Raw genomic sequence first — 22,103 nt, forward strand, 5'->3', positions numbered from 1 at the left:
TCCACCCATCCCCGTTCCCTGCCCGGCTCCACCCGGCACGGTTCCACCAGGTCCGGCTCCAGCCGGCACTACTCCGCCCGACCCGGATCCGGGGCCTCGGAGGTTGTTTCCGGCGGTGCTCATGCGGACTCCCCCAGGTCAGACCCAAGCAACGCGGTGCCATGTGGCAGTGCGGTCGGGATGGTGGTGGAGCAGCAGCGCCGTGAAGCCGCAGGCCAGGCCGGCAGTAGCCGGCAGGTGTGGGACAGCGGGTTGCTTCCGATGGCGGTCATGCGGACTGCTCCAGGAGGGCCAGGACCTCGGACTCGGTGGGCATTGCGGTCGAGCATTCGAGGCGGGAGGCGACGATTGCGCCTGCGATGTTCGCGAAGCGGATCACCTTTTCCAAGGGCCAGCCTGCCAGCAGGCCGTGGCACAAGGCGCCACCGAAGCCATCGCCGGCACCGAGGCCGTTGACCACCTCGACCGGGAACGGCGGCACCTCGACTCGTTCGTCGCGGGTTCGTGCCAGCGTTCCCTTCGGGCCCTGCTTCACGACAGCCAGGTCCAGCCCGCGGTCGAGCAGCGCCTGGGCGGCCTTGTCCGGGTCGGTCTCGCCGACCGCGACCTCACACTCCTCGCGGTTGCCCACAGCAACAGTGCAGTGCTGGAGCGCGCGGTTGACCTGCTCGTGCGCCTCGCTCGGATCCGCCCAGAACATCGGCCGGTAGTCCAGGTCGAGCACGGTCAGCGGGCGTCGCTCCCGCGCTTCCCAGGCGGTGAAGTGCGCGGTCCGGCTCGGCTCGGCCGACAACCCGGTCACCGTCGACCAGTAGATCGAGGCGTCCTTGATCGCGTCCAGGTCGAGCTCGGACGGGTTGATCACCAGGTCCGGCGCCTTCGGGAACCGGTAGAAGTACAGCGGGAAGTTGTCCGGCGGGAAGATCTCGCAGAACGTGATCGGCGTCGGCAGGCCTTCGACCGGCGTCACGAACCGATCGTCGACGCCGAGTTCCAGCAACGTCCGGTGGATGAAGGTGCCGAACGGGTCGTTGCCGGTCCGGCTGATCACCGCCGACTTCCGCCCATGCTTGGCGGCCGCGACAGCGACGTTGGTCGCACTTCCGCCGAGGAACTTGCCGAAGCTCTCGACGTCCTCGAGGCGCGTCCCGGTCTGCAACGGATAGAGGTCGACCCCGATCCGCCCGATGGTGAGTACGTCGTCAGCCATCAGACCGCCCCGGCGATCCGCCGCAGATGCTCGATACTCGCCCGTACGTCGGCCAGCGGCCCGTCGTCCTCGGGGCGCCCGGCCAGGATCGTGTCCTGCTCGAGCACGTACCAGCCGTCGTACCCGGACTTCTCCAGCGCGGACACGATCGTGGTCAGGTCGATGTCACCGCCACCGAGCGGCCGGTACATCCCCGCGCGTACGGCGTCGGTGTAGCTGACCTCGCCAGACTGGACCTTCGCGGCCCATCCAGCGTCGACGTCCTTCAAGTGCGTGTGCAGGATTCGCGACGTGTGCTTCAGCGCCAGCGCCACCGGATCGACGCCGCCGATCAGCAGGTGCCCGGTGTCGAGCGTGAGGCCGATCGTCGAGCCCTGCAGGACCCGGTCGACGTCATCCGCGTTCTCGACCATCGTGCCGACGTGCGGGTGCAGCGTCGCCGTGATCCCCTGCTTGGCGGCCAGCCCGGCCAGCGCGTCGAGATTGGCCAGCAACGTGCCCCAGCCGACCGAGTCGAGCACCGGGCGATCGTCGTACCCGTCCTGCCCGGTCGCCGCGGCGAGCACAAGCGTGCTGGCCCCGGCAGCGACAAAGCCCTCCAACGCGCGAGCGACCTCAGCAGACGGGTCGTGCGAAGGATCATGCAGTACTACGGGCACGAACCCGCCGACCGCACGCAACCCCAGATCGGCGAGCGCCTTCGCCTTCTCGGCCGGGTCGTCCGGCAGGAACCCGTCCGGCCCGAACTCGGTCGCGGCGATGCCCACGTCGCGCATCTGCGCGAGCACCGTGTCCGGGTCGTACTGCCAACCCCAGTCCGGGACCTCACAGACCCCCCAGGAGATGGGCGCTCCGGCGATCCGGGCAGCAATCTCAGTCATGCGCCGATCTCCTCCAATGAAACAACGCGGTTCTCGTGTCGGGACAGTTCGCAGGCGTCGGCGATTCGGAAGGCCTGGAGGGCGTCGCGGACCGTGCACGGTACCTCGCGGGTGCCGGCGACGACCTCGGTGAAAGCGGTCAGCTCGGCGATGTAGGCCGGCCGGAACCGGTCCATGAAAGTGGCGTGCGACTGACCGTCCGGGAAGGTGATGCCCGGCTCGGCCGACCGCAGCGCGGTGTGTTCGTCCAGCCCGACTGCGATCGACCCGAGCGAGCCGAGCACCTCCATCCGGACGTCGTGGCCGGCCGCGTTATAGCGGGTGCCACTGACCGACACGAAGGTGCTGTCGTCCAGCGTCAACAGAGCCGCGGCCGCGTCGACGTCGCCGTACTCGCCGAAGAAGGTCTCGCCGCGGTTGGCGCCGGTGGCGTAGACGCTGACGACCTCGCGACCGGTGACGAAGCGGATGATGTCGAAGTCGTGCACCGTGCAGTCGCGGAAGAAGCCGCCACTGGTCGGGATGTACTCGCGCGCCGGCGGGAACGCGTCGTTGGTGTTCGCACGGATGTGGTGGATGAAGCCGAGCTCCCCGCTGACGACCTGTTCCCGGGCCGAGCTGTACCCGGCGTCGAACCGGCGCTGGAAGCCGATGTGCACGGGCACGTCCGAGGCCTCGACCAGCTCGACGATCCGCTGCGTGTCGCCGAGGTCGGTCGCCACCGGCTTCTCGCAGAAGGTCGGGATCCCGGCGGCGACGGCCTTCGAGATCAGCTCGGCGTGCGCCGACGTGGCCGCGGCGATCACAAAACCGTCGATCCCGCTGGTCAGCAGTTCATCGGCTGAGGCCGCGAACTCCAGGCCGAGATCCTTGGCGACCAGTTCCGCCCGGGTCGCGTCGACATCCGCGACGACGACCTGCTCCACCGCCGGCAGACCCTTCAGCGTCGCGGCATGGAACGCCCCGATCCGCCCGGCCCCGACCAACCCGATTCGCATCCTGTATGCCCTCTCGTCAAGGCGCTCGTGAGTGCCGCCGGCGCGGTCCACCGGCGGTCCTGGTTCGTCCCGTCAGCTTCGCGGTCCAGCCCAGGAGTGTCAATACTTTGTAAGCACATTTTCACGTTGGGACATACAAACCTCCTTCCTGTAACATCCGACCATGGCCGCCCTGCCGATCCAGATCGATCGGTCGAGCCCGGTGCCGCTCTATCACCAGCTCGCCGAGCAGCTGACCGCTGCCGTCAGCGACGGCACGCTGCGCCCGGGCGACGCGTTCGAGAACGAGCTGGCGATGTCCGACCGGCTCAACCTGTCCAGGCCGACCGTGCGCCGCGCGATCTCCGAGCTGGTCAACAAAGGCCTGCTGGTCCGCCGCCGCGGCATCGGCACCACCGTCGCGAACCAGATGGTCCACCGCCGCGCCGAACTGACCAGCCTGTACGACGACCTGATCCGCGAGGGCAGGACCCCGCGCACCGAAGTACTCTCGCTGATCTGTTCAGCGCAGGACGATCGTGCCGCCGAGGCGCTCGGCCTCCCGCCCGGCACCCCGCTGGTCTCGATCGTCAGGCTCCGCTACGCCGGCGACCTGCCGCTCGCGATCCTGCGCAACTGGTTGCCCCCGGCAATGGACGACCTGACCACAAAGCAACTGGAGACCGACGGCCTGTACGCCGTACTCCGGGCGCGCGGCATCCGCCCGACGGTGGCGCGGCAGCGCATCGGCGCCCGCAACGCCACCGCCGAGGAGCGCCGGACGCTGCACATGTCCAAGGCCGAGCCGCTCGTCACGATGACCCGCAGCGCGTACGACGCCGACGGCTCGCCGGTCGAGTTCGGCGACCACTGCTACCGAGCCGACCAGTACTCCGTCGACGTCATCGTCAGCGAACGCTGAGATCAGCGACCGCCGCGAGCAGTGAGCACCGAGAGCAGTGATCGCTGAGGTCAGCGCGCCCGGGCGATCGCGTCCTCGAAGGTGTCCGTGAGTAACGGGATGACGACGAGCGCGACTCGCAGAGCCGGGTTGAGCCGGTCCCAGAGCAGGTCGGGGAGGGTCTCCCACTCCGCCTCGACCGAGACGACCACCGGGTAGCCATCGGTGACCACCTGGTCGGCAGACCCGGAGTACGTGGTGACGACGCCGGCGGTGGCTTCCTCGGAGCGGCGCAGGAACAACGACGGGTGCTGGACCTGGTCCGCGGAGTACGACCGCGCGGAGCCTACGACGAGGTCCAGCAACTCGGGGCCCTCGATGACGGCGCCGCCGACGATCCGGGGAGTCCGGATCGGCGGGTCGGGTTCGTAGTCGATGTTGCGCAGCGCCACCTGGAGATCCACACAGTCGGCGTGCGTCCCGGCGAGCTCGCTGACATGGGTCCCGTTGCCGACGATCACCCAGTCCTCGTCGCGGATCGCCGCCGTGTAGTGCCGCAGCTCGTCGGACGCGCCACCGCCCACGTCCTGCACGACGACCTCGCGCTCTGACACCACGAGTTGCCGCTGCTGGGAGGCGGCACTCCGCCCAGTCAGCCAGTAGGCGACGAACGGCGCGCCATCGCTGTCGCGCCCGATCGCCAACCCCCGGCCCGGGTACTCACTACCACCAACCAAATCCACGAGGGTCGCCACGCCCCGAAGCCTAACTGGCCGTCCCGACCGACAGGACATAGTGGGCAGTTCGGCTGACCGCCACGCTCACGAGAGCGGCGGCCGAGCCCATTTCGAGCACTATGTCCTGTCGGTCGGGACAGTTACCAGTCGAGGTTCAGCTTGCCTTCGCGGAAGGCCTTCAGGGTGTACTCCGCGCTGATCGCATGCAGGTCCCGAACGGACTGGATCTGCTCGAGCACCGGTACTGCGGCCTCCGGTGCCCACCTCAGAGTGTCTGTCGCCGCCAGCAGGCGGACGCCGATGACCGGATGGGTCAGCAGAGCCTGGATGCCGAGTCGACCGCCCTCGATGTCCCGGAGTTGCTTGGCGACCTCGTGGTGCTGGTCGAAGACACGGTTCGCCCGCTTGGCATCGCCCTGCTTCTCGTCCCACTCCTCCGCGAGGAGCCGGTACCGCTCGACGAGCGCAGCCACCTCGTCGCCGCCCGGCGTAGCCGTCATGTGATGACTCCTGCCTTGATCTTGGCCAGCACATCCATCCCGAAGGTGTACTGATCTTTGAAGCTCTGCCCGGTGAGCCAGTCCCGAACCGTCTGTCCACCGGTGAAGGGTTGCTTGGACGAGTAGTAGTTTGCCTTGATCTGGTTCGTCCGGGCACTGACGGGGTTCATGTTGAACGGATGGTTGATCTCCGTCTTCGCGAACCCGCTCCGAGCCGCCTGCGACTGCTCCACGACGTGGTCGTACACCTTGCCCTGGCCGGGTGAACCCAGAGCGCGCTTGGCGGCGCTGAAGGACCGGTAGCCAGGCAGCGTCGAGGCGTCGACCCTGGGGGTGGGCACCGTGCAGGAGTTGTGGACCAGCAACCCGCGCTGCCCGACCTGGTAGGTGTGGATGCCTTCCACGCTGAGGTTGTAGGCAGTGGCCGTCCGCTGCGAGCCGGGCACCAGACCCTTGACCCGGACCTTGCGGCCGTCACTGGCGAGCACCTCGTCGCCCGGGTCGAGCCGGTCGGCCCGCTGGAACTCGTGGTCGGTCGCGTTCCAGAACGGGTGGTCCTCGGTGGTCGTGATCACCTCGCCGTCGACCGCGAGGTCGACCAGCGTGTCGGTGTGCGCGAACACCTCCTTGACCTTGCGCGGCCCTCGCTCGCCGGTCTCCGGATCAGCGGCGATCACCTCGTCGCCGGGCTTGACGTCGGCGATCGCCTTCGTCGCCCCGCCGGCCATCACCACGGTGGTGGCTGCCGCGAAACTGCAGGCCTTGGCGGCCGTCCGGCCGGTCGATCTCGCGGCAGAGGCGACCTTGCCCGCGCCGGCCTTCACGGTGTCTGCCACTGCCTTGCCACCGGCCCGGACCGCTTGGCCCGCGGCCGAGTTCGCGGCGGACGAGCCAGCCTTCGACGCAGCCGCGGTCACTGCCTTGCCAGCAGTCGAGCCGGCGACCGCCCGGGCTCCCGCGCCCAGCCCGGCGCCCGCACCCGCGGTCAACCCGCCGATGGCGGCGCCGGTAGCGACCTCGGTGGCCAGACCACCCCAGGAGAAGTCCTTCTTCCCCTCTGCGACGTCGACGCCGTACCCCGCTGCGGCACCCGCCGCACCCGCGGCGACCCCAGCGGCGATCAGGCAGCCGACACCGGTGGCACAGACCGCGCCGATCGCTATGCCGACGCCGATGCCGACGGCGACGTTCGCGATCAGGCCCTTGTTCTCGTCGACCCAGTCGACGGCCTTGCTGACCCCGCTCTTGACCGCGTTCCAAGCACCCGACAGGCTCCACAGACCGGTCGGGTCCATGTAGGTGATCGGGTTGTTGGCCCCGTAGGAGTACGGGTTGGCCGTCTGAGCCGACGACAGGTCGCTGGCCGGGTCAGTCGACAGGAACCGGCCGAGCTGGGCGTCGTAGTACCGGGCACCGAGCGCGTTCAGCCCGGTGGTCGGATCTTTGGTCTTGCCCAGCCAGCCATGCTCGGTAGGTGGTGGCAGCAGCAGGTCACGGATCTCGCCGTACGGCGAGTAGTAGCTGCGGCTGGCGATTCCGGTGCCATCCGGTACGGCGATCTGGGCCGAGCCCTGCGTGTCGTTCAGCTGCCAGATGACCTTGCCGAGCTCGAGCCGCTCGGCGACAGTCACGCCGGCCTGGTCGTAGAAGCGGGTCGCAGCCTTGATGACACCGGCGACGACGAGGATCTCCTGACCGTCGATGTACAGCGTCGCGGTCAGTCCGAGCGGATCGACCCGGGCCATCCGGGTGCCGTCCGGCGCGTAGACGAACTCGGTCTTGCTGACCAGGGTGCTGGTCTCGGACTCCAGCTGGTTCTGCGCGTCCCAGGCGAGCTTCGTCGGAATCAGGCTGCCGAGCAGCCCGGGACGTTCCACCATCGAGCCGTTGGCGTCGTACTTGAACGACTCCGCGCCGGCCTTCGTCACCCCGTGCGGGTGCTTGGCGTCCCCGTAGCTGTAGTTCTTGGTGGTGTGCAGCGAGCGGGCCGAGGTGATGTTGCCGTCGAGCGAGTACGTCCACGACTGGTTGTAGCCGACCGGCCCGTCATGCGTGAGGGTGGACTCCGCGTCGCTGCAGTCGGTCTTGTACGTGGTCCAGCCGTGCGTCAGCCGCTGCAAACCGTCGTAGTCGAAGCAGGTCGCCACCGGCTTGTGTCCGGTGCGGTCGGTGATCTGCTGGACGTTGCCGGCCTGGTCCCAGCTGTACTTGTCGTCCTGCTCCGTCTTGACGTCGTTGTTCAGCGGGTTGCCGACCAGCGTCTGGATCGCGGACAGCCGCTGGGTGTCCTCCTCGTAGGAGTAGGCGCGACTCAGCGGGAAGCCCTTGTTCGCGTACTGGCGTCCACCGAGCTTGCCGTCCGCGGCGTACGTCGTCGCCGAGAGGTACGGGTCCGTGTGGGTGTTCCCGGTCAACGGGTCGGTCAACGTGCCAGTCAGCGTCGTCGGGTTGCCCAGCTCGTCGTACCCGGTCCGGACCGTCTCCTTGGGTGCACCGATCACCGCGTTCTCGTAGGTCTTCTCCACGCGATGGTCGGCGGCGTCGTAGCCGTAGGAGACCGTGTACGACGAACCGTGCAGCAAGCCGCCGACCCCGGCCGGGAAGGTCCACTTGCTGCCCAGTGCGCGGCCACGCTGGTCATAGCCGGTCGCCGCCTGGACGAAGGCCTTCCCGTCCCGGAAGGTGGTCTGGTCGGCACCGCGGCCGATCCCGTTGCTGATCTCGGCCGAGTCGTAGGACCACGACGCGATCTTGGTGCCGGTACCTGCCTTGCCTGCCCACCTCTCGAGCGGACGGTTCAACACGTCGTACCGCATCGAGAGCGTCGGGCCCGCTGCGCCGGAGCCCAGCGTCTTGGCGTCCCAGGAAGCCACCTGGTTGCCGACCGCGTCGTACTGCGTCCTGGACTGGCCGGCGTCGGGGTCATTCGACTCCGTCCGCCTGTCGAGCAGGTCGTACCCGAAGGTCGCCTTGTGCCCGCCCGGATCCGTGACGGACGCGGCCTGACCCGACGGGTGGTAGGTGTACGTCGTGGTGGCCTTGGTCGCGCCGGTGCCCTCCTCGTTGCGCAACTGGCGACCGCGTACGTCGGTCCAGGTCGTCTTGACCACGCCACCGGGCGGCGGCGTGGTGCGGACGTGGTCACCGAAGTACGCCGTCGACGAGTCCCACAGCTGATTGCCTTGGGCAACATGGGCGGCGCGGATGTTGCGGCCGAGATCATCGTAGGAGTGCCGGGTCTCGACCACCTTGTCGGCCGGAACCGCCTGCAGTGCGTTGCCGGCCGCCGCGGGCACCACGACCGGCAGCGACTCCGCCACCACGTGACCGGCGCCGTCGTACCGGGTATCGGTCAGGATCGTGCGGGGCTCCGCGGAACTGGAGGCCGGTGAGACTTCCTGCTCCTGGCGTTCCCTGCCGATCGAGTCCAGCAGAGTCCAGCTGGAGATGTAGTTCGTGCCGGACTGCAGCACCTTGGTGAGGATCTTGGGCGGCAGCTTGTGGTCGGGATCGAGGGAATACTCAAAGGCCTTCGCCGCCGGAGCGTCAGCCGCCTGCTCCGGAGTACGGACCGACAGCAGTCGCCCGAGCGGGTCATACCCGCTCGTTGTCACCTGACCGTTCTCGTCCTTGACCGACAACGGCTGCTGGCGGTCCGGGTCCATCGTGGTGACCTCGGCGTGGCCGAGCGCGTTGGTCTCGGTCACCGTCGCCGGCCGGCCGATGGTGGGCGCGTACGCCGTCTTCGAGACGTTGCCGTTGGCATCGGTCTCGGTCAGGGTCCGGCCGTAGTCGTCGAAGGTGGCGGAGGTGGTCACGGACGAGGTGATGGTGTCCGGACCGGAGGCGGTGAGCGCGGCGACCGTCTTGGTCACGTCGCCCTTGCGTACCGGTGCTTCTGGAGTATCCGCGCCGTCGTAGTACTGGTCCTTGCCGGAGATCAGGCTCTTCGGGGCCTCACAGCTGCCCTCGTAGTTCCGCACCCGATAGGGGAAGGCCAGCATCCAGCCGGTCACGGTGGCGGCGTCGCGCGCGTACGACGTACGGGTGCAGCGCACATCGTCGCCGGCGGCATCGACCACGGCGGTCGGCTGCCCGTACTCGTCGAACGTGGTGGTCATCCGGGTGGTCCGGGTGGAGCGCGCACCGTTGCCCTCGGCAATGACCGTCTCGCGCTTGAGCGACTCGCGCTCGACGACCTGGTGCGCGTCGTCATCAGGATCTGTCTTGCCGGGCTCGGCTGGCGTCGTCCGAGCCGACACATAGGAGTGCAGCGACCCGCCGAGCTCGTACGACGGGGCGGCGTCGGCGTCCAGCTTGAACTGCTGCTGCTCGCGTTCCTTGCCTCGCAGCCAGGGCGAGTCCTCGACCACGGTCCCCTGCGAGTCGACGACGTCGACCGACTTGGTACCGCCGCCGGCCAGCCGGTCACCGTCCATGCCCTGGAAGAACAGGTTCCGGGTCGCCTCGACGGCCCGGCCGCCGTTCAGCTTCGCGACGTCGACGCTGCCGAAGCCGCGCCAGTCGCTCCAGGTCTTCCGCTCGATCGGGGTGACGTCGTCATCGTCGAAGTGCCAGGCCGGCTTGCCGCGGTACCGGTATTCGGTGACCTGGTCCGGGCTGCCGCCGGCCTGGTCGACCACGGTCACGCTGGTGGTCAGGTACCGGTGCCACCAGCCGAAGCCCGAACTGTTGTCGTTCGATCGCCAGCCGGGGAAGCAGGTCTGGGTGTTGGTGTCCGCCTTCCCCTCTGGGAAGTTGTCGATGGTGCAGCCGCTGGGTTGTCCGTAGCCCACCTCGACGCGGCGGCCGAGCTCGTCGGTGACCGTGGTGACCCGCAGCTTCTCGAGCTTCGGTACGCCGGCGCCGGGTGCGGCGTCGACCCGGTTCGGCGACTCACGACCGGCGATCACCACCGCCGGCAGCGACTGCTCGCCCGAGCCGTTCATGCCGACCTGCTGGAATTTCTCCAGCCAGAGCGAGGCACTGGTCCCGTCCGACGGCTTCGGGAACGAGTAGGTGAAGTCCACCCGGTCCACGTCGACGAAAGTGTCGCCCTCGTTGCGTTGCGCCGTCACCGATCGCAGCAGCTTGCCGGTGAAGAAGGTCGGCGACTTCTGCTCGTCACCGGTACAGCTCCCGGTGCACACCTGGTCCATCGGGACATCGGGGTACGACGAAGCGTGGTCCTTGTCGAACGCCGGGCAGGTCCCCGATCCGTCGGCGGCCTCGATGCACCGGTCGTTCGTGATGAAGTGCAGCCGGGCCGGCGCCGTCGTACCCTCTGCGCCGGAACGCTGCGAGTAGACGATGTCGCGGACGTGACCGCCGCGGACGTACTCGATCGACTTCCCGGACTCGCCGTTGCGGGCGTACTTGTTCTTCTCCTGGTCGTAGAAGTAGGTGGTGGAGTTGCCGTGGGCATCGACCACGCCGTCGAGGTTCCAGCGCCAGGCCTGCGTGCACCACGAGTCCTCGACGCTGCTCTTGTGACACGGTTCGCCGTCGTCGTCACCGAAGACCGGCACGGTGAAGACCGAGTCGGTCGCAGTACCGGTCCTGGCCTGCTTGCCGCGACCGAAGGTGAAGGTCATGCCCTGCGGGGTGGAGACCACCCAGTACTCGCCGTCGTTGTCGCCGTTCCCGGCGTCCTTGTGCCGCTCGACCCGCCAGCCCGGGTCCTGCTTGGCCCGCCAGATGTCGCCACCGGCGGCCTTGTCCTTGACCAGCTCCGAGGACGTGCCTTCCAGCGACAGCATGAGTTGTTCGCCGGCCCAGCACAGGTCCCCGGTGTCGCCGCCGTCGTCGGAGCAACCGTTGTACCGGCGTTCGAGGTACGGCGTATCGAGGCTCCAGCCCAGACCCGCCCACGAGGGTTGCGCGTTCTCGGAGGCCGTCATGCCGTCGACGGACTGCGAGGAGTAGCTCAGATCCAGGTCGGGCGCCTTGCCGGAGATGGCGGGCACCTTGGGGATCGGGTAGCTCCAGTTGAAGTCACCTGACTGCAGGCCCACCGACCACTTGCTCGATGAGGAGAGCTTGGTGGCCGTGTACGAGCCGGCGTCACCGTTGGGGGCAGCGGCCACGACATAGACCGAGCCCTTGCTGCTGGTAGTGCCCGCCGGGTCTGCCGGGACGTCAGCGATCAGCGTGTGCCGGGCGAGATCGACTCGGCTGCGTACGGGCTTGGCGCTGTCGCAGCCAGCGGCGGTTGGAGTGGTCAGGGCACAAGCCGGCTTGGCGAGCAGCCTCAGCCTCGACTCGAAGTTGCCGCCGTACGCGCTGGCGAATCCGGAGACATCGACCTGGACGCCGACCGGAGCGGAGGTCCGCACGCCATCAGCCCGCGTGAGCCGCAGGGCGAGGCCGTGACCACCCAGCCGCTCGGCGACCTTGCGGTCGAACGTCGTGACGGCAACCTCGTCAGGTCCGGCCGCTCGGGCAGCCGACGGCGTCACCGACACGGCCGTATTGCCGGCCTTACTGCTGGCCTCGGCCTTGTTGCCGGCCTTCGCTGGCGCCGGCACCTTCACCGTGGCCGTACCGGCCGCCGGCCAGACGACCTTGGCCGGCGTGGCTTGCGGACGCTCGGTGCCGGCTGTCGCCGGATCCAGCTGAGGCTTCACGGAGTCGGCCGGGACGGTGACGGCCGACTTCTCCGCGGAGACAGGTGCGGGCTTGGGCCTCTTTGGCTCGGCGGCCTCGACTACTGGTGGTTTCACCCCACCCAGCAAGACCGCGATCGCTACTACGCCGACAGTGACCGTACGCAGGCGTGACAAGTGCATGCCTCACTCCCCCAGAGCGTTGTGACGTGGTGTACCAGGGCGGGAACACAACGCGTTCGAATCTGGCCGACCAGGCAAGCTCTGTCAACAGGAACTTGCTGCCACTGTCACTTTCTGTCCACGACCGGCTACCCGGCTGACGCCCTGCTAACAGCAGCACGCCCCGGCCGCATCGGCCGGGGCGTGCTGGTCAGGTACTGCGGGTCAGCCGACCGTCAGGATCTTGGTCGCGCTGAACGCCTGAGCGTGGTCGGCGTCGGCCGGGAACCACACCCGGTAGGCGATCTGGCCGCGGATCGCCGGCTTGATCCCGAACGCGTACGCACCCGAGGAACTCAGCTTCACCGAGGCGATCGACTTCCAGACCTTGTTGCCGTACTGCTGCAGGTAAACGGGCGCGCCGTAGTGCGCCGGAGCGACGTACCCACTGAGCTTCGTCAACTGCCCAAGCCGGATCGACACCGGCGACAACGCGGCCGAGACCGTCGGCGCGACCTGCACGGTGACGTCCGGGGTCCGGGTCCCCATCCGATCCTCGTTACCGGGATACGTCAGCATGTAGACCGACGACACCAACGGCTTGTGCACGAACGACATGTTCCCGGTCGTCGAGGTGTTCAGCGTGGCGAGCAAGGTGAACTTGGTGCTGTTCTTCGGCCGCACGTACAGGTTGACCGGAATGATGCTGCCCACCCCGTTGGCGGGAATCGTGCTGCCCTTGATCGTGACCGAGCCGCCATAGTTGAGCAGCGTCGTCGACATCGCGATGCCTGTCTTCACACCCCACAGTCGCGACACCGCCACCGGGCTGACGTTGCCGGTGCGGTCCTTCACCCAAGCGCCATAGGTGTACGTCGTGTTCTGCGCGAGCCCGGTGTTCTTGAAGGCGGACGCAGTACCGGCGTAGACGAGCGCGCCGGTGGTCAACGTCGGCACGGTGTTCCCGGCGTTGCGGCGGACGATCACCTGGTCGAGATCCGACAGCGGCGCGAGCTTCCACGTCAGCGTCGCGGCCAGGTACGCGCCCGTCGCGTCGAACGTCGGCGCCGCGGGCGGGTCGTCTCTCGTCGAGAACACGCTGCTGAACGGCGCAAGCGGAGTACCGCCGGCCTCCTGGACACCACTGACGACGATCCGGTACGGCGCGTTGTCGAGCAGCGGCGCGGTTGGCGTGAGCTCGGCCTTTTTGGTGGCCTCGTCGTACGCGACCGTGGCACCCACGCTGGAACCGGTCTTGCCGTTCACCAGTCGCACCGTGCTCGGCGTGACGCTGGTCGCGAGCACCGGACGGGCAAACGTCACCACCGGCTTGGTGGTCACGAGCTGGTACGTCGTCATATCGGAAGGCTCGACGTCCCGCACCGGGTACGCGATCCCGGGAGTGGTGCCACCCGGCCCTTCCTCGGTGAAGCTCAGCGTGTACTGACGGGTGTCCCGCGATCCGTTGTTGTTGCGTACGGCGATGTACGTGGCGCCTGCCGCCACGCTGACATTGGCGGTCGCGGTCAGCGGCGCCGGGACGGCCGGGTTCGCCGGGAACGGGTTCACGGCAGTCGCCAGCGGCTCCAGGTCGGAGTTGTACACCTCGATGCGCGGAGCGATGTTCACCGGGAGGTCGAGATTGAACTCCGAGCCGGTGAGCGACACCTTGAGATTGCGGGGAGCGGTTGACCACACCGAGTACCAGTCGACGTCGCCCTCGACGTTGAACGTGGAGCTGTAGGGCGTCGTGAGCGCCCGGGCCGGAGCGGGCTGGTCGTACGGGTCGGGGCGGACCACCGGAAAGTCGGTGGTCCACCTGCCACCGAGGGCTTGGTACGCGTCCAGGATGCCGGCGCCGTAGTACGGGTCGATGCCGCGCGGACCGGCGTCCCGGGCGGTCGCCTTCAACCGCGCCATCACCTGGGCCGGCGTCAACGTCGGCCACTTGCTCCGCACTAGTGCGGCGACACCCGCGACGATCGGCGAGGAGAACGACGTACCGGAGAGGCCCAGCCAGTACGGGTCGTAGCCGGCTGGCGTCTTCGCCCGCGGCGCAGTACTGGTGATGTCGAAGCCCGGGGCGGCGATGTCGACCGAGTCGCCGTAGGTGCTGAAGTCGGTCAACGCGCCGTACCAGTTGGTGGCGCCGACCGACAGCACCTCGGGGTAGCCGGACGGGTAGTGCGGCGCGGAGAGGCCGGTGTTACCCGACGAGGCGACCAGCACGACGCCCTTGGCGACGGCGTTCTGGATCGCGGTGTGCAGCACCGGGTTGGATTCACTGCTGCCGAGCGACATGTTGATCACCCGGGCGCCGTTCTTGACCGCCCAGTTGATGCCGTTGATGAGGTTGGCGTCGCTGCCCTCACCGTTGTCGTCGAGCACCTTCACCGGCCGAACCTTGGCATTCCAGGCCACACCGGCGATGCCGATCGTGTTGCTGGTCCCGGCCGCGATGATGCCGGTGACCGCCGTACCGTGACCGTCGCCGTCGTTCGGCGGCAGCGCGGTGTTGAACGTGTTGTAGCCCGGCAGCAGGTGACCGGCCAGATCCGGATGACCGGCGTCGACACCGGTGTCCAGTACGGCGACAGTCTGGGTGCCGGCCGACTTGCTCAGATCCCAGGCCTGGTTGACCCGAACGGTCGGCAGGTACTTCTGGTAGTTGGCGTAGAGCCAGTCGTTGGGCGTCGCAGTCTTGCGCCGAATGTAGTTGAGCGAGGCCTGCGCGACCGCGGGGTCGCTCTTGACCTTCTTCAACAGATCGGGCGCTGTGCCCTCGCCGGTCACGGTGACGATGTCCGAGGTGACCGACACGTCGGACTTGCCCTTGACCTTGGCCAGCGCGGCCTTACGGGCCGAGGTGGTTGCCTTCGCTTTGAACTGCACGATCACGGACTTCGCGTCGTACGCGGGTTTCGCCGCCCCTCTCTCGGGACGGAAGTCCGCCTTGAACGGACGCGGCTCGGCCGAGACGTCGGCAGTACCGGACGAGCCGGTCACCGCGACCAGGGTCGCCGCAACCATGGCGGCGGGCAGACCTAGGCGGAGTAAATGGGCAGGACGGAGTAACACAGGGGACCCCCCAGGGCCTCAAAGCAATAGTCGCCCGGAGTATGCCAGGGTCTGCTCGGAACCGGCAGCCATCTCACCTGTCAAAAGCTGCAAACGGAAGACTGGCCGGGCGCTATTCGGGCTTATCGCTCCCAGCCGGCGGCAGGGTATGGCCAGTCGGGGTCGTCCCAGCGAGCGGGGCCTGTGATTGTGAGCCGGTTGAGGATGTTGAGCAGGCGATCGTGACCGGCCAAGCGGCCGGGGGCGTGGGTTAGCAGCCAGGCGGTCAGTTCGCGGAGCTTTTCGTCCTTGCGGTCGATGGTTGACCAAGGCAAGTCGTCCGACAGCAGGATGAGGCCCCACTCATCGACGAGCTCGGCGAGACGCTGAGTAGCCAACGGGTGATCGAGCGTTTCCCAGAATGCGAGCCAAGGGCCGACTGTCCCCGCTGCCCCACCACAGAGGGTAAGTGCTTGGTGGGCAGGCAGAGCGGCAGGTGAGGTAAGGCTGCGTACCCACCACGCTTCCAGAAACGTCCCAACGGCTGCTGCTTCGTCGATGGGCCACTGCTGCCAGTTGCCCCTCGCGATCCACTCACCCAGGTGTGGCAGGTCGTAATCGTCGACGCCACCCTCGGCCATCGCGACGGCGAGCTGGGGCAGGACCCTGCGCAGCACGGATGCTTGGTCGGCCCAGTCTGTGGCCCACACGGTACGGCGCAACAAGTCAGGGTCCAGCACGACGTCGGGAACCTTGAGGCTGGCAAGTTCCTCCGCACTGCCCCAGTGGCATTCGCACTGGATCTCGTCGGCGTGAGCGGTGGCCCCGCGGAAGTTGCGGGTGATCCGGGCCAGCGCATCATCCAAAGCCAGCGGGCCCGATGGGGCAGTCATGAGCTCAGCCTTTCGGATGGCGCCAGATCCACGCCGCGCGCCTACCGCGTCGCAACATGCACGACCCAGACCGAACGACATGACGACAGGCGGACAACCTAACAGCCAACCATCAGACCCGCTCCGAAGCCGGCTACACCGCCCTCCCCATCGCAGGCCTGGCGTTCCCGGCATCCCGCGCTCGCCAGACAGATGCTCGACGGCCTTGGCGAGCTCGAGCTTGACCGGCCCCACTGAGCGCAAATCAGCTCGTACCGTTGGGAGTAGGCGTTATCGGATTCTGCACTATTCGGTGTGTGGCAAGGGATAGCCGCTTGTCACCGGCCTGGGCAGGCAACGGTGTTTTGGCGGGACTCTGGCATGTAGAGAACTCGTCGTGGATCATGAGCCCGTGCAGAGCAACTTCTCCGACCCGCCCAGGTGGCTGGTGGCCGTCTGGATCGGTCTGATCGGCGGGGNGGGGGNGGGGNTTTTCTTCAAGACTGATGGGACGGGCTGGGCACCATCCGGAATCATCGCCGGTATCGCCGCAATTCCGTTTGCCTTGGTGACTTGGAGGTTGGAGCCCAGCTGGCGACGTAAACGCGAAGAACTTGAAGGCGGCCTGCCAGCTGACAAGCTGCAGCTCGCTCGTCGCGCTTCCATGCGTGGGCCAGTACCGGTCGATCCTGAGGTCCGCGCCGCGGCTCTCCGGATCGCCTCCGATGGCCTTGCTAGATCCCGCTGGCAACCGGGTCCCAGACTCACCACTGCTCTCGGCGTCGTCATGGCGATCGCCGCCGTTGGAGCGGCATTGTCCGGTTCGCTCTGGGCCTTGCTCTACGCGTTCTCGGCCAGCGCGACGCTCCACTCAGGTTGGTACCTTCCCAGGCAACTTCGTCGACGCATCGAACTGCTGTCTGCAGCACCAGCGACGGGAAGAGTCGGAACGTCTTCCGGCTGCAACACCGAGGGGCGGGACGGCTGACAGCCCCGGCGTCACCCACGAATTCGGGTACCGGCCGCAGCAAGCGCACCCCGCTTGTACTGCGGAGCGGCGACGAAGGAGCCGCGGACCAGGGCGGGCGGGAGCTGCGACGCAGGAGCCGCGTGGGGATTTCCCGGGCCCGAACGGGACCCGGGGATCATCTCCGGTAGGACCTCGGCGCGCCACGCCCGTGGTTTCAGCCGCGACGGAGGAGCGGCGTTCTGGGGTGGGCGGGAGCTTGCGACGGAGGAGCGGGCGTAGGGAGAGTCAGGCCTGGTTGGTGAGGAGGGTGCGGACCAGGCGGAGGCCTACGGAGAGGTGGGCCAGTTCTGGGCCTTCGGTTTCGACGATCTCCTCCATCATCGTGGCGGCTCGGGACAGGGCTGTTTCGTTCATGTCCTGCCAGGCGATGACACGGTCCTCGGGCTCGGCGGCGGCGTCGGTTGTCTCCAGGACCTGGGCGGTGAGTCGTGCGTGGACCGCGTGCAGGTCGTCGCGCAGAGCCGCGCGCGCCATCGTCTGCCAGCGGTCCATGCGGGGCAGACCGATGATCCGCTCCAGGAAGAGCCCCAGGTGCAAGCGCTCACCCAAAGCGAAGTGGACCTTGGCGACCTCCAGTACGTCGAGGTCGTCGCGATCCGCCGTCTCCACGATGCCCAGTGCCGCGTACGCCGGCGGCAGGACCGCGATCCGGGTGGCGAACTCCCCCGAGACGCCCTTCGAGACCAGCGCCTCGCGACGCTGTTCGAACAACGCCAGCTCGCGCCCACGCAGTACGTCGGGAAGGGCGGCGGTGAGCTTGGCGATGCCGGGTGCGAAGAAGTCGATCAGGTCGGCGATGTCGACCGGTGGGCGCCGGTTGGACACCAGCCAGCGGGTGGCCCGCTCGACCAGCGTCCGGGTCTCCAGCCGCATCGCGGTCTGGGTCGCCGCGTCCACCACGTTGTCGAGCTCGGCGTTGCTGGCCAGCAGCTCGGGCTGGCCGAAGATCCGCGACGCGGCCAGGTTCGCCCGGACCACGTCCTCCACCGACCCGCCGGTCTCCAGCGACAGCCGGTGGTACGCCGTGATGCCGGAGGAGTTGATGAACTCGTTCACCACCTGGGTGGTGATGATCTCGCGACGCAGCTGGTGCGATTCCATCGGCTCGGCGAACCGGTCCTGGATCGCCTTCGGGAAGTAGCTGACCAGCTTCGCGGCCAGGAAGTCGTCGTCCGGCAGCGACGTCTTGAGCAGCTCGGCCTCGAGCACGATCTTCGTGTACGCGATCAGCACCGACAGCTCCGGCGAGGTCAGCCCGCGTCCGTCGGCCTTGCGGCGCTTGAACTCCGCGATGCTCGGCAGGAACTCCAGCTCCCGGTCGAGCAGCCCTTCCTTCTCCAGCCGCCGGACCCAGTCCTGGTGGACGTGCATCAGCGCCGGGGCCTGCGCGGTCGCGTTGGCCAGGCCGATGTTCTGCCGGTAGTTGCTCTTCAGCACCAGCCCGGCCACTTCGTCGGTCATCGACGCGATCACGTCGTTGCGCTGCTTCTCGGTCAGATCGCCGGCCGCGACGACCTTGTCGAGCAGGATCTTGATGTTCACCTCATGGTCGGAGGTGTCCACGCCGGCCACGTTGTCGATGAAGTCGGTGTTGATCCGGCCGCCCTTGGCGGCGTACTCGATCCGGCCGAGCTGGGTGAAGCCGAGGTTGCCGCCCTCACCCACCGCACCGGCGCGCAGGTCCTTGCCGTCGATCCGGATCGCGTCGTTGGCCTTGTCGCCGACGTCTGCGTGCGACTCCGCGACGGCCTTCACGTAGGTACCGATTCCGCCGTTCCAGAACAGGTCGACCGGCGCCTTGACGATCGCCTGCATCAGCTCGTTCGGCGTCAGGGACGTCGGGTGACCCTCCAGCCCGAGCGCTTCGCGCACCTCCGCCGAGATCGGGATCGCCTTGTCGGTGCGCGCGTAGACGCCACCGCCGGCCGAGATCAGCGACGCCTCGTAGTCCGCCCACGACGACCGGGGCAGGTCGAACAACCGGCGCCGCTCCACAAACGACACCGCCGCGTCCGGCGAAGGGTCGAGGAAGATATGCCGGTGGTCGAACGCCGCGACCAGCCGGATGTGCTCCGACAGCAGCATCCCGTTGCCGAATACGTCACCCGACATGTCACCGACGCCGACGACGGTGAAGTCGGCGTTCTGGCAGTCATGGCCCATCTCGCGGAAGTGCCGCTTGACCGACTCCCACGCGCCGCGCGCGGTGATGCCCATCGCCTTGTGGTCGTAACCGACCGACCCACCCGAGGCGAAAGCGTCCCCCAGCCAGAACCCGTACTCCTTGGCGACCCCGTTGGCGATATCCGAGAACGTCGCGGTTCCCTTGTCAGCGGCAACGACCAGATACGCGTCGTCTCCGTCGTACCGAACCACGTCGCGAGGCGGAACGATGTCACCGGCAACAATATTGTCGGTGATGTCCAGAAGCCCCGAAATAAAGGTCTTGTACGACGCGATGCCCTCGGCCAGCCACGCATCCCGGTCGACCAGCGGATCCGGCAACTGCTTGGCGTAGAAACCGCCCTTCGCACCCACCGGCACGATCACCGAGTTCTTCACCATCTGCGCTTTCACCAGGCCCAGCACCTCGGTGCGGAAGTCCTCCCGGCGGTCCGACCAGCGCAGCCCACCACGCGCGACCGCGCCGAAGCGAAGGTGCACACCCTCGACCCGCGGCGAGTACACGAAGATCTCGTACGCCGGCCGCGGTTGCGGCAGTTCCGGGATCGCCTTGGGCTCCAGCTTGAACGAAATGTACGTCCGTGGCGTCCCGTCGGTGGCCGGGAGGAAGAAGTTCGTCCGCAGCGTCGCCTTCATGACGGTCAGGTAGGACCGCAGGATCCGGTCCTCGTCCAGGCTCTTCACCGTGTCGAGCGCGGCGACGATCTCCTTCTCCAGCTGAGCCACCGCGTTCGCCCGGTCGGGGTCGTCGGCGGGACCACGGGCCGGGTCGAAGCTGGTCTCGAACAGCTGGACCAGCAGCTTGGCCACGTCGACGTGGTTGAGGAAGGTGTTCTCGATGTAGGCCTGACTGAAGGGCGTGCCGCCCTGGCGGATGTAGCGCTGGTAGGCGCGCAGGATCGAGACCTGCCGCCAGCTGAGGCTGCCTCGCAGTACGAGCGCGTTGAGGCTATCGCTCTCCGCCCGGCCTTCCCAGACCGCCTGGAAGGTGTCGGAGAAGAGCCCGCGCAGTTCCTCCCGCTCCTCGTAGCCGCTGGGCGCCCGGAGGCCGAAGTCGTAGATGTACGCCGTCCCCGAGGGCCGGCGGAGCTCGTACGGCCGCTCGTCGATCACCTCGACGCCCATGTGCGTCAGCAACGGGAGCACCTGGGACAGCGACAGCGCAGTACCGGTTCGGTAGACCTTGAAGCGGCGTTCGCCCTCCCACTGCTCGTCGATCGGGGTGTAGAGCGACATGGCCAGCCCATTCTCGGCGGGCAGGCGGTCGAGGATCGTGACGTCCCGTACGGCGACGCGGGCGTCGAAGTCTTCCTTGTACGCCTCTGGGAAGGCCGCGGCGTACTGGCTGCTGAGCCTGGTGACGGCGCCGTCACCGCCCTCGGCGTGCAGTGCGACGTTGAAGTCGTCCTGCCAGGCGCGGGTGGCCTCGACGACCTTCTGCTCGAGGATCTCGGAGTCGAACTCGCCGACCGTCTCGCCCTGCTTCATCCGGACCACGAAGTGCACCCGGGCTAGTACCGACTCAGTCACGTAGGCGGCGTAGTCGACCGACTCGGCGCCGATCGCGTCCTTGAGAATCTGCTGCATCTTGAGCCGGACCGCCGTGGTGTAGCGGTCGCGCGGCAGGTAGACGAGGCAGGACAGGTAGCGGTTGTAGACGTCGCGCCGGACGAACAGCTTGACCGCGCGACGCTCCTGCAGGTGCAGGACGGACTGCACGATCGGCAGCAGGTCTTCCACCGGCGCCTGCAGCAGCTCGTCACGCGGGTAGGTCTCCAGCACGTCCAGCAAGCCCTTGCCGCTGTGGCTGTTCGGGTCGAAGCCGGTCTGGCGGAACAGCTCGATCGCCTTGCGGCGCAGTACCGGCACCTGCATGACGCTCTCGGTGTACGCCGTGGAGGAGAGCAGCCCGATGAACCGGCGCTCCGAGACGGCCTCACCGTTCTCGTCGAACTGCTTGATGCCGACGTAGTCCAGGTACGACGAGCGGTGCACCGTCGAGCGCGAGTTGGCCTTGGTCAGGATCAGCAGCTTCTTCTCTCGCGCCTTGGCACTCACCTCCGGCGGCAGCAGCCCGGCGTTCTCGTCCAGCTTCGGGTCCGGCCGGAGGATGCCCAGGCCGGTCCCGGGGATGCCGCGCAGGATGCCCTGCTCGCCGCGCATGGTGAAGCTGTACTCGCGGTAGCCGAGGAAGGTGAAGTGCTCGTCGGCGAGCCACTCCAGCAGCTCCCGGGTCTCCTCCACCTCGTTCTCGCCGACCGGCAGTTGGGACGCGTCCAGCTCCTCGGCGATTGTGACGGCCTTCTCGTGCATCTTGGGCCAGTCCTCGACCGCCTCGCGCACGTCGCCGAGTACGCGTTGCAGGGCCTGCTCCAGCGCGCGGTGCTCCGCGGGGTCGGCGATCCGCTCGACCTCCAGGTGCATCCAGCTCTCCCGGACCAGGTCGTGCTCGTCCGCGGCGGCCGCGTCGTCGAGCACCTCCTGCAGGGTGCCGGTGACGTCACGCCGTACGACGAACTGCGGGTGCACCAGCAACTGCAACTCGAGGTTGTGATCGGTGATTACCATCGCCGCGCTGTCCACCAGGAACGGCATGTCGTCGATCACGATCTCGACGACCGTCCGGCCGTTCGCGGACCAGCCGTGCTCCTCCACCGTCGGGGTGAAGACGTGCACCTTGGCGGTGCCCTGCGGCCGGGTCAGCGCAGACTTGTAGTGGTGTTTCGCGGCGCCCAGACAGTCGGTCGGCTGGCGCGCGGCGACGTCCTCCGCGGCGACGTACCGGTAGTACCGCTCCAGAAAGGTCCGCAACTTGACAGAATCGACCTCGTGGCCGTGTGACCCCGCGGCCACCGCCTTGGCGAGAACATCCGCCTTCTGGACGTCCAGCTTGCTCTGCATTCCCCACCGTCTCCACGCGTGCCAAGCGGCGCTCTGCGCCGGGCGCACGACGTTGTGCGCCTCCCTCAGACATTAGTCCACTTCGG

General features: G+C 67.9%; 10 protein-coding genes. 1 reads left to right on the top strand and 9 read right to left on the bottom strand.

The window, feature by feature from the left end:
- Window positions 1-268 precede the first annotated feature (268 nt).
- From iolC to A3ES_RS0128500, 3 genes are read right to left on the bottom strand one after another with little or no spacing between them, the layout of a single operon-like run.
- Window positions 269-1,210: a 5-dehydro-2-deoxygluconokinase gene (gene iolC / locus A3ES_RS0128490; protein ID WP_020390252.1), complete on the bottom strand. Its 942-nt coding sequence runs from the start codon at window positions 1,208-1,210 to the stop codon at window positions 269-271.
- Window positions 1,210-2,091: a sugar phosphate isomerase/epimerase family protein gene (locus A3ES_RS0128495; protein ID WP_020390253.1), complete on the bottom strand. Its 882-nt coding sequence runs from the start codon at window positions 2,089-2,091 to the stop codon at window positions 1,210-1,212. The genes iolC and A3ES_RS0128495 overlap by 1 nt, the downstream gene beginning before the upstream one ends.
- Window positions 2,088-3,089, bottom strand: coding sequence for a Gfo/Idh/MocA family protein (locus A3ES_RS0128500; RefSeq protein WP_020390254.1), 1,002 nt, complete (start codon window positions 3,087-3,089; stop codon window positions 2,088-2,090). The genes A3ES_RS0128495 and A3ES_RS0128500 overlap by 4 nt, the downstream gene beginning before the upstream one ends.
- Window positions 3,090-3,252: 163 nt before the next feature.
- Here A3ES_RS0128500 and A3ES_RS0128505 point away from each other — a divergent pair, with 163 nt between their 5' ends.
- The gene (locus A3ES_RS0128505; RefSeq protein WP_020390255.1) at window positions 3,253-3,990 is read left to right on the top strand and encodes a GntR family transcriptional regulator; all 738 of its coding nucleotides are present in this window, start codon (window positions 3,253-3,255) and stop codon (window positions 3,988-3,990) included.
- A gap of 50 nt (window positions 3,991-4,040) precedes the next feature.
- On the opposite strand, the gene A3ES_RS0128510 is transcribed toward A3ES_RS0128505, so the two are convergent.
- The 6 genes from A3ES_RS0128510 to A3ES_RS0128535 form a co-directional block, all read right to left on the bottom strand.
- Window positions 4,041-4,724 carry an IMP cyclohydrolase gene (locus A3ES_RS0128510; RefSeq protein ID WP_157630789.1) on the bottom strand — a complete coding sequence of 228 codons (684 nt, stop codon included), beginning with the start codon at window positions 4,722-4,724 and terminating at the stop codon, window positions 4,041-4,043.
- Between the two features lie 122 nt (window positions 4,725-4,846).
- Window positions 4,847-5,206 carry a DUF2019 domain-containing protein gene (locus A3ES_RS51655; RefSeq protein ID WP_020390257.1) on the bottom strand — a complete coding sequence of 120 codons (360 nt, stop codon included), beginning with the start codon at window positions 5,204-5,206 and terminating at the stop codon, window positions 4,847-4,849.
- Complete coding sequence (locus A3ES_RS0128520; protein ID WP_020390258.1) at window positions 5,203-11,994, bottom strand: RHS repeat-associated core domain-containing protein; 6,792 nt, start codon at window positions 11,992-11,994, stop codon at window positions 5,203-5,205. The genes A3ES_RS51655 and A3ES_RS0128520 overlap by 4 nt, the downstream gene beginning before the upstream one ends.
- Window positions 11,995-12,198: 204 nt before the next feature.
- Complete coding sequence (locus A3ES_RS51660) at window positions 12,199-15,003, bottom strand: S8 family serine peptidase (protein WP_020390259.1); 2,805 nt, start codon at window positions 15,001-15,003, stop codon at window positions 12,199-12,201.
- Between the two features lie 170 nt (window positions 15,004-15,173).
- Window positions 15,174-15,923 carry a hypothetical protein gene (locus A3ES_RS0128530; RefSeq protein ID WP_020390260.1) on the bottom strand — a complete coding sequence of 250 codons (750 nt, stop codon included), beginning with the start codon at window positions 15,921-15,923 and terminating at the stop codon, window positions 15,174-15,176.
- A 1,234-nt stretch (window positions 15,924-17,157) separates the two neighbouring features.
- Window positions 17,158-22,017: an NAD-glutamate dehydrogenase gene (locus A3ES_RS0128535; RefSeq protein WP_020390261.1), complete on the bottom strand. Its 4,860-nt coding sequence runs from the start codon at window positions 22,015-22,017 to the stop codon at window positions 17,158-17,160.
- Window positions 22,018-22,103: the final 86 nt, after the last annotated feature.

This window comes from Kribbella catacumbae DSM 19601 (assembly GCF_000372465.1).
Taxonomy (GTDB): Bacteria; Actinomycetota; Actinomycetes; order Propionibacteriales; family Kribbellaceae; genus Kribbella; species Kribbella catacumbae.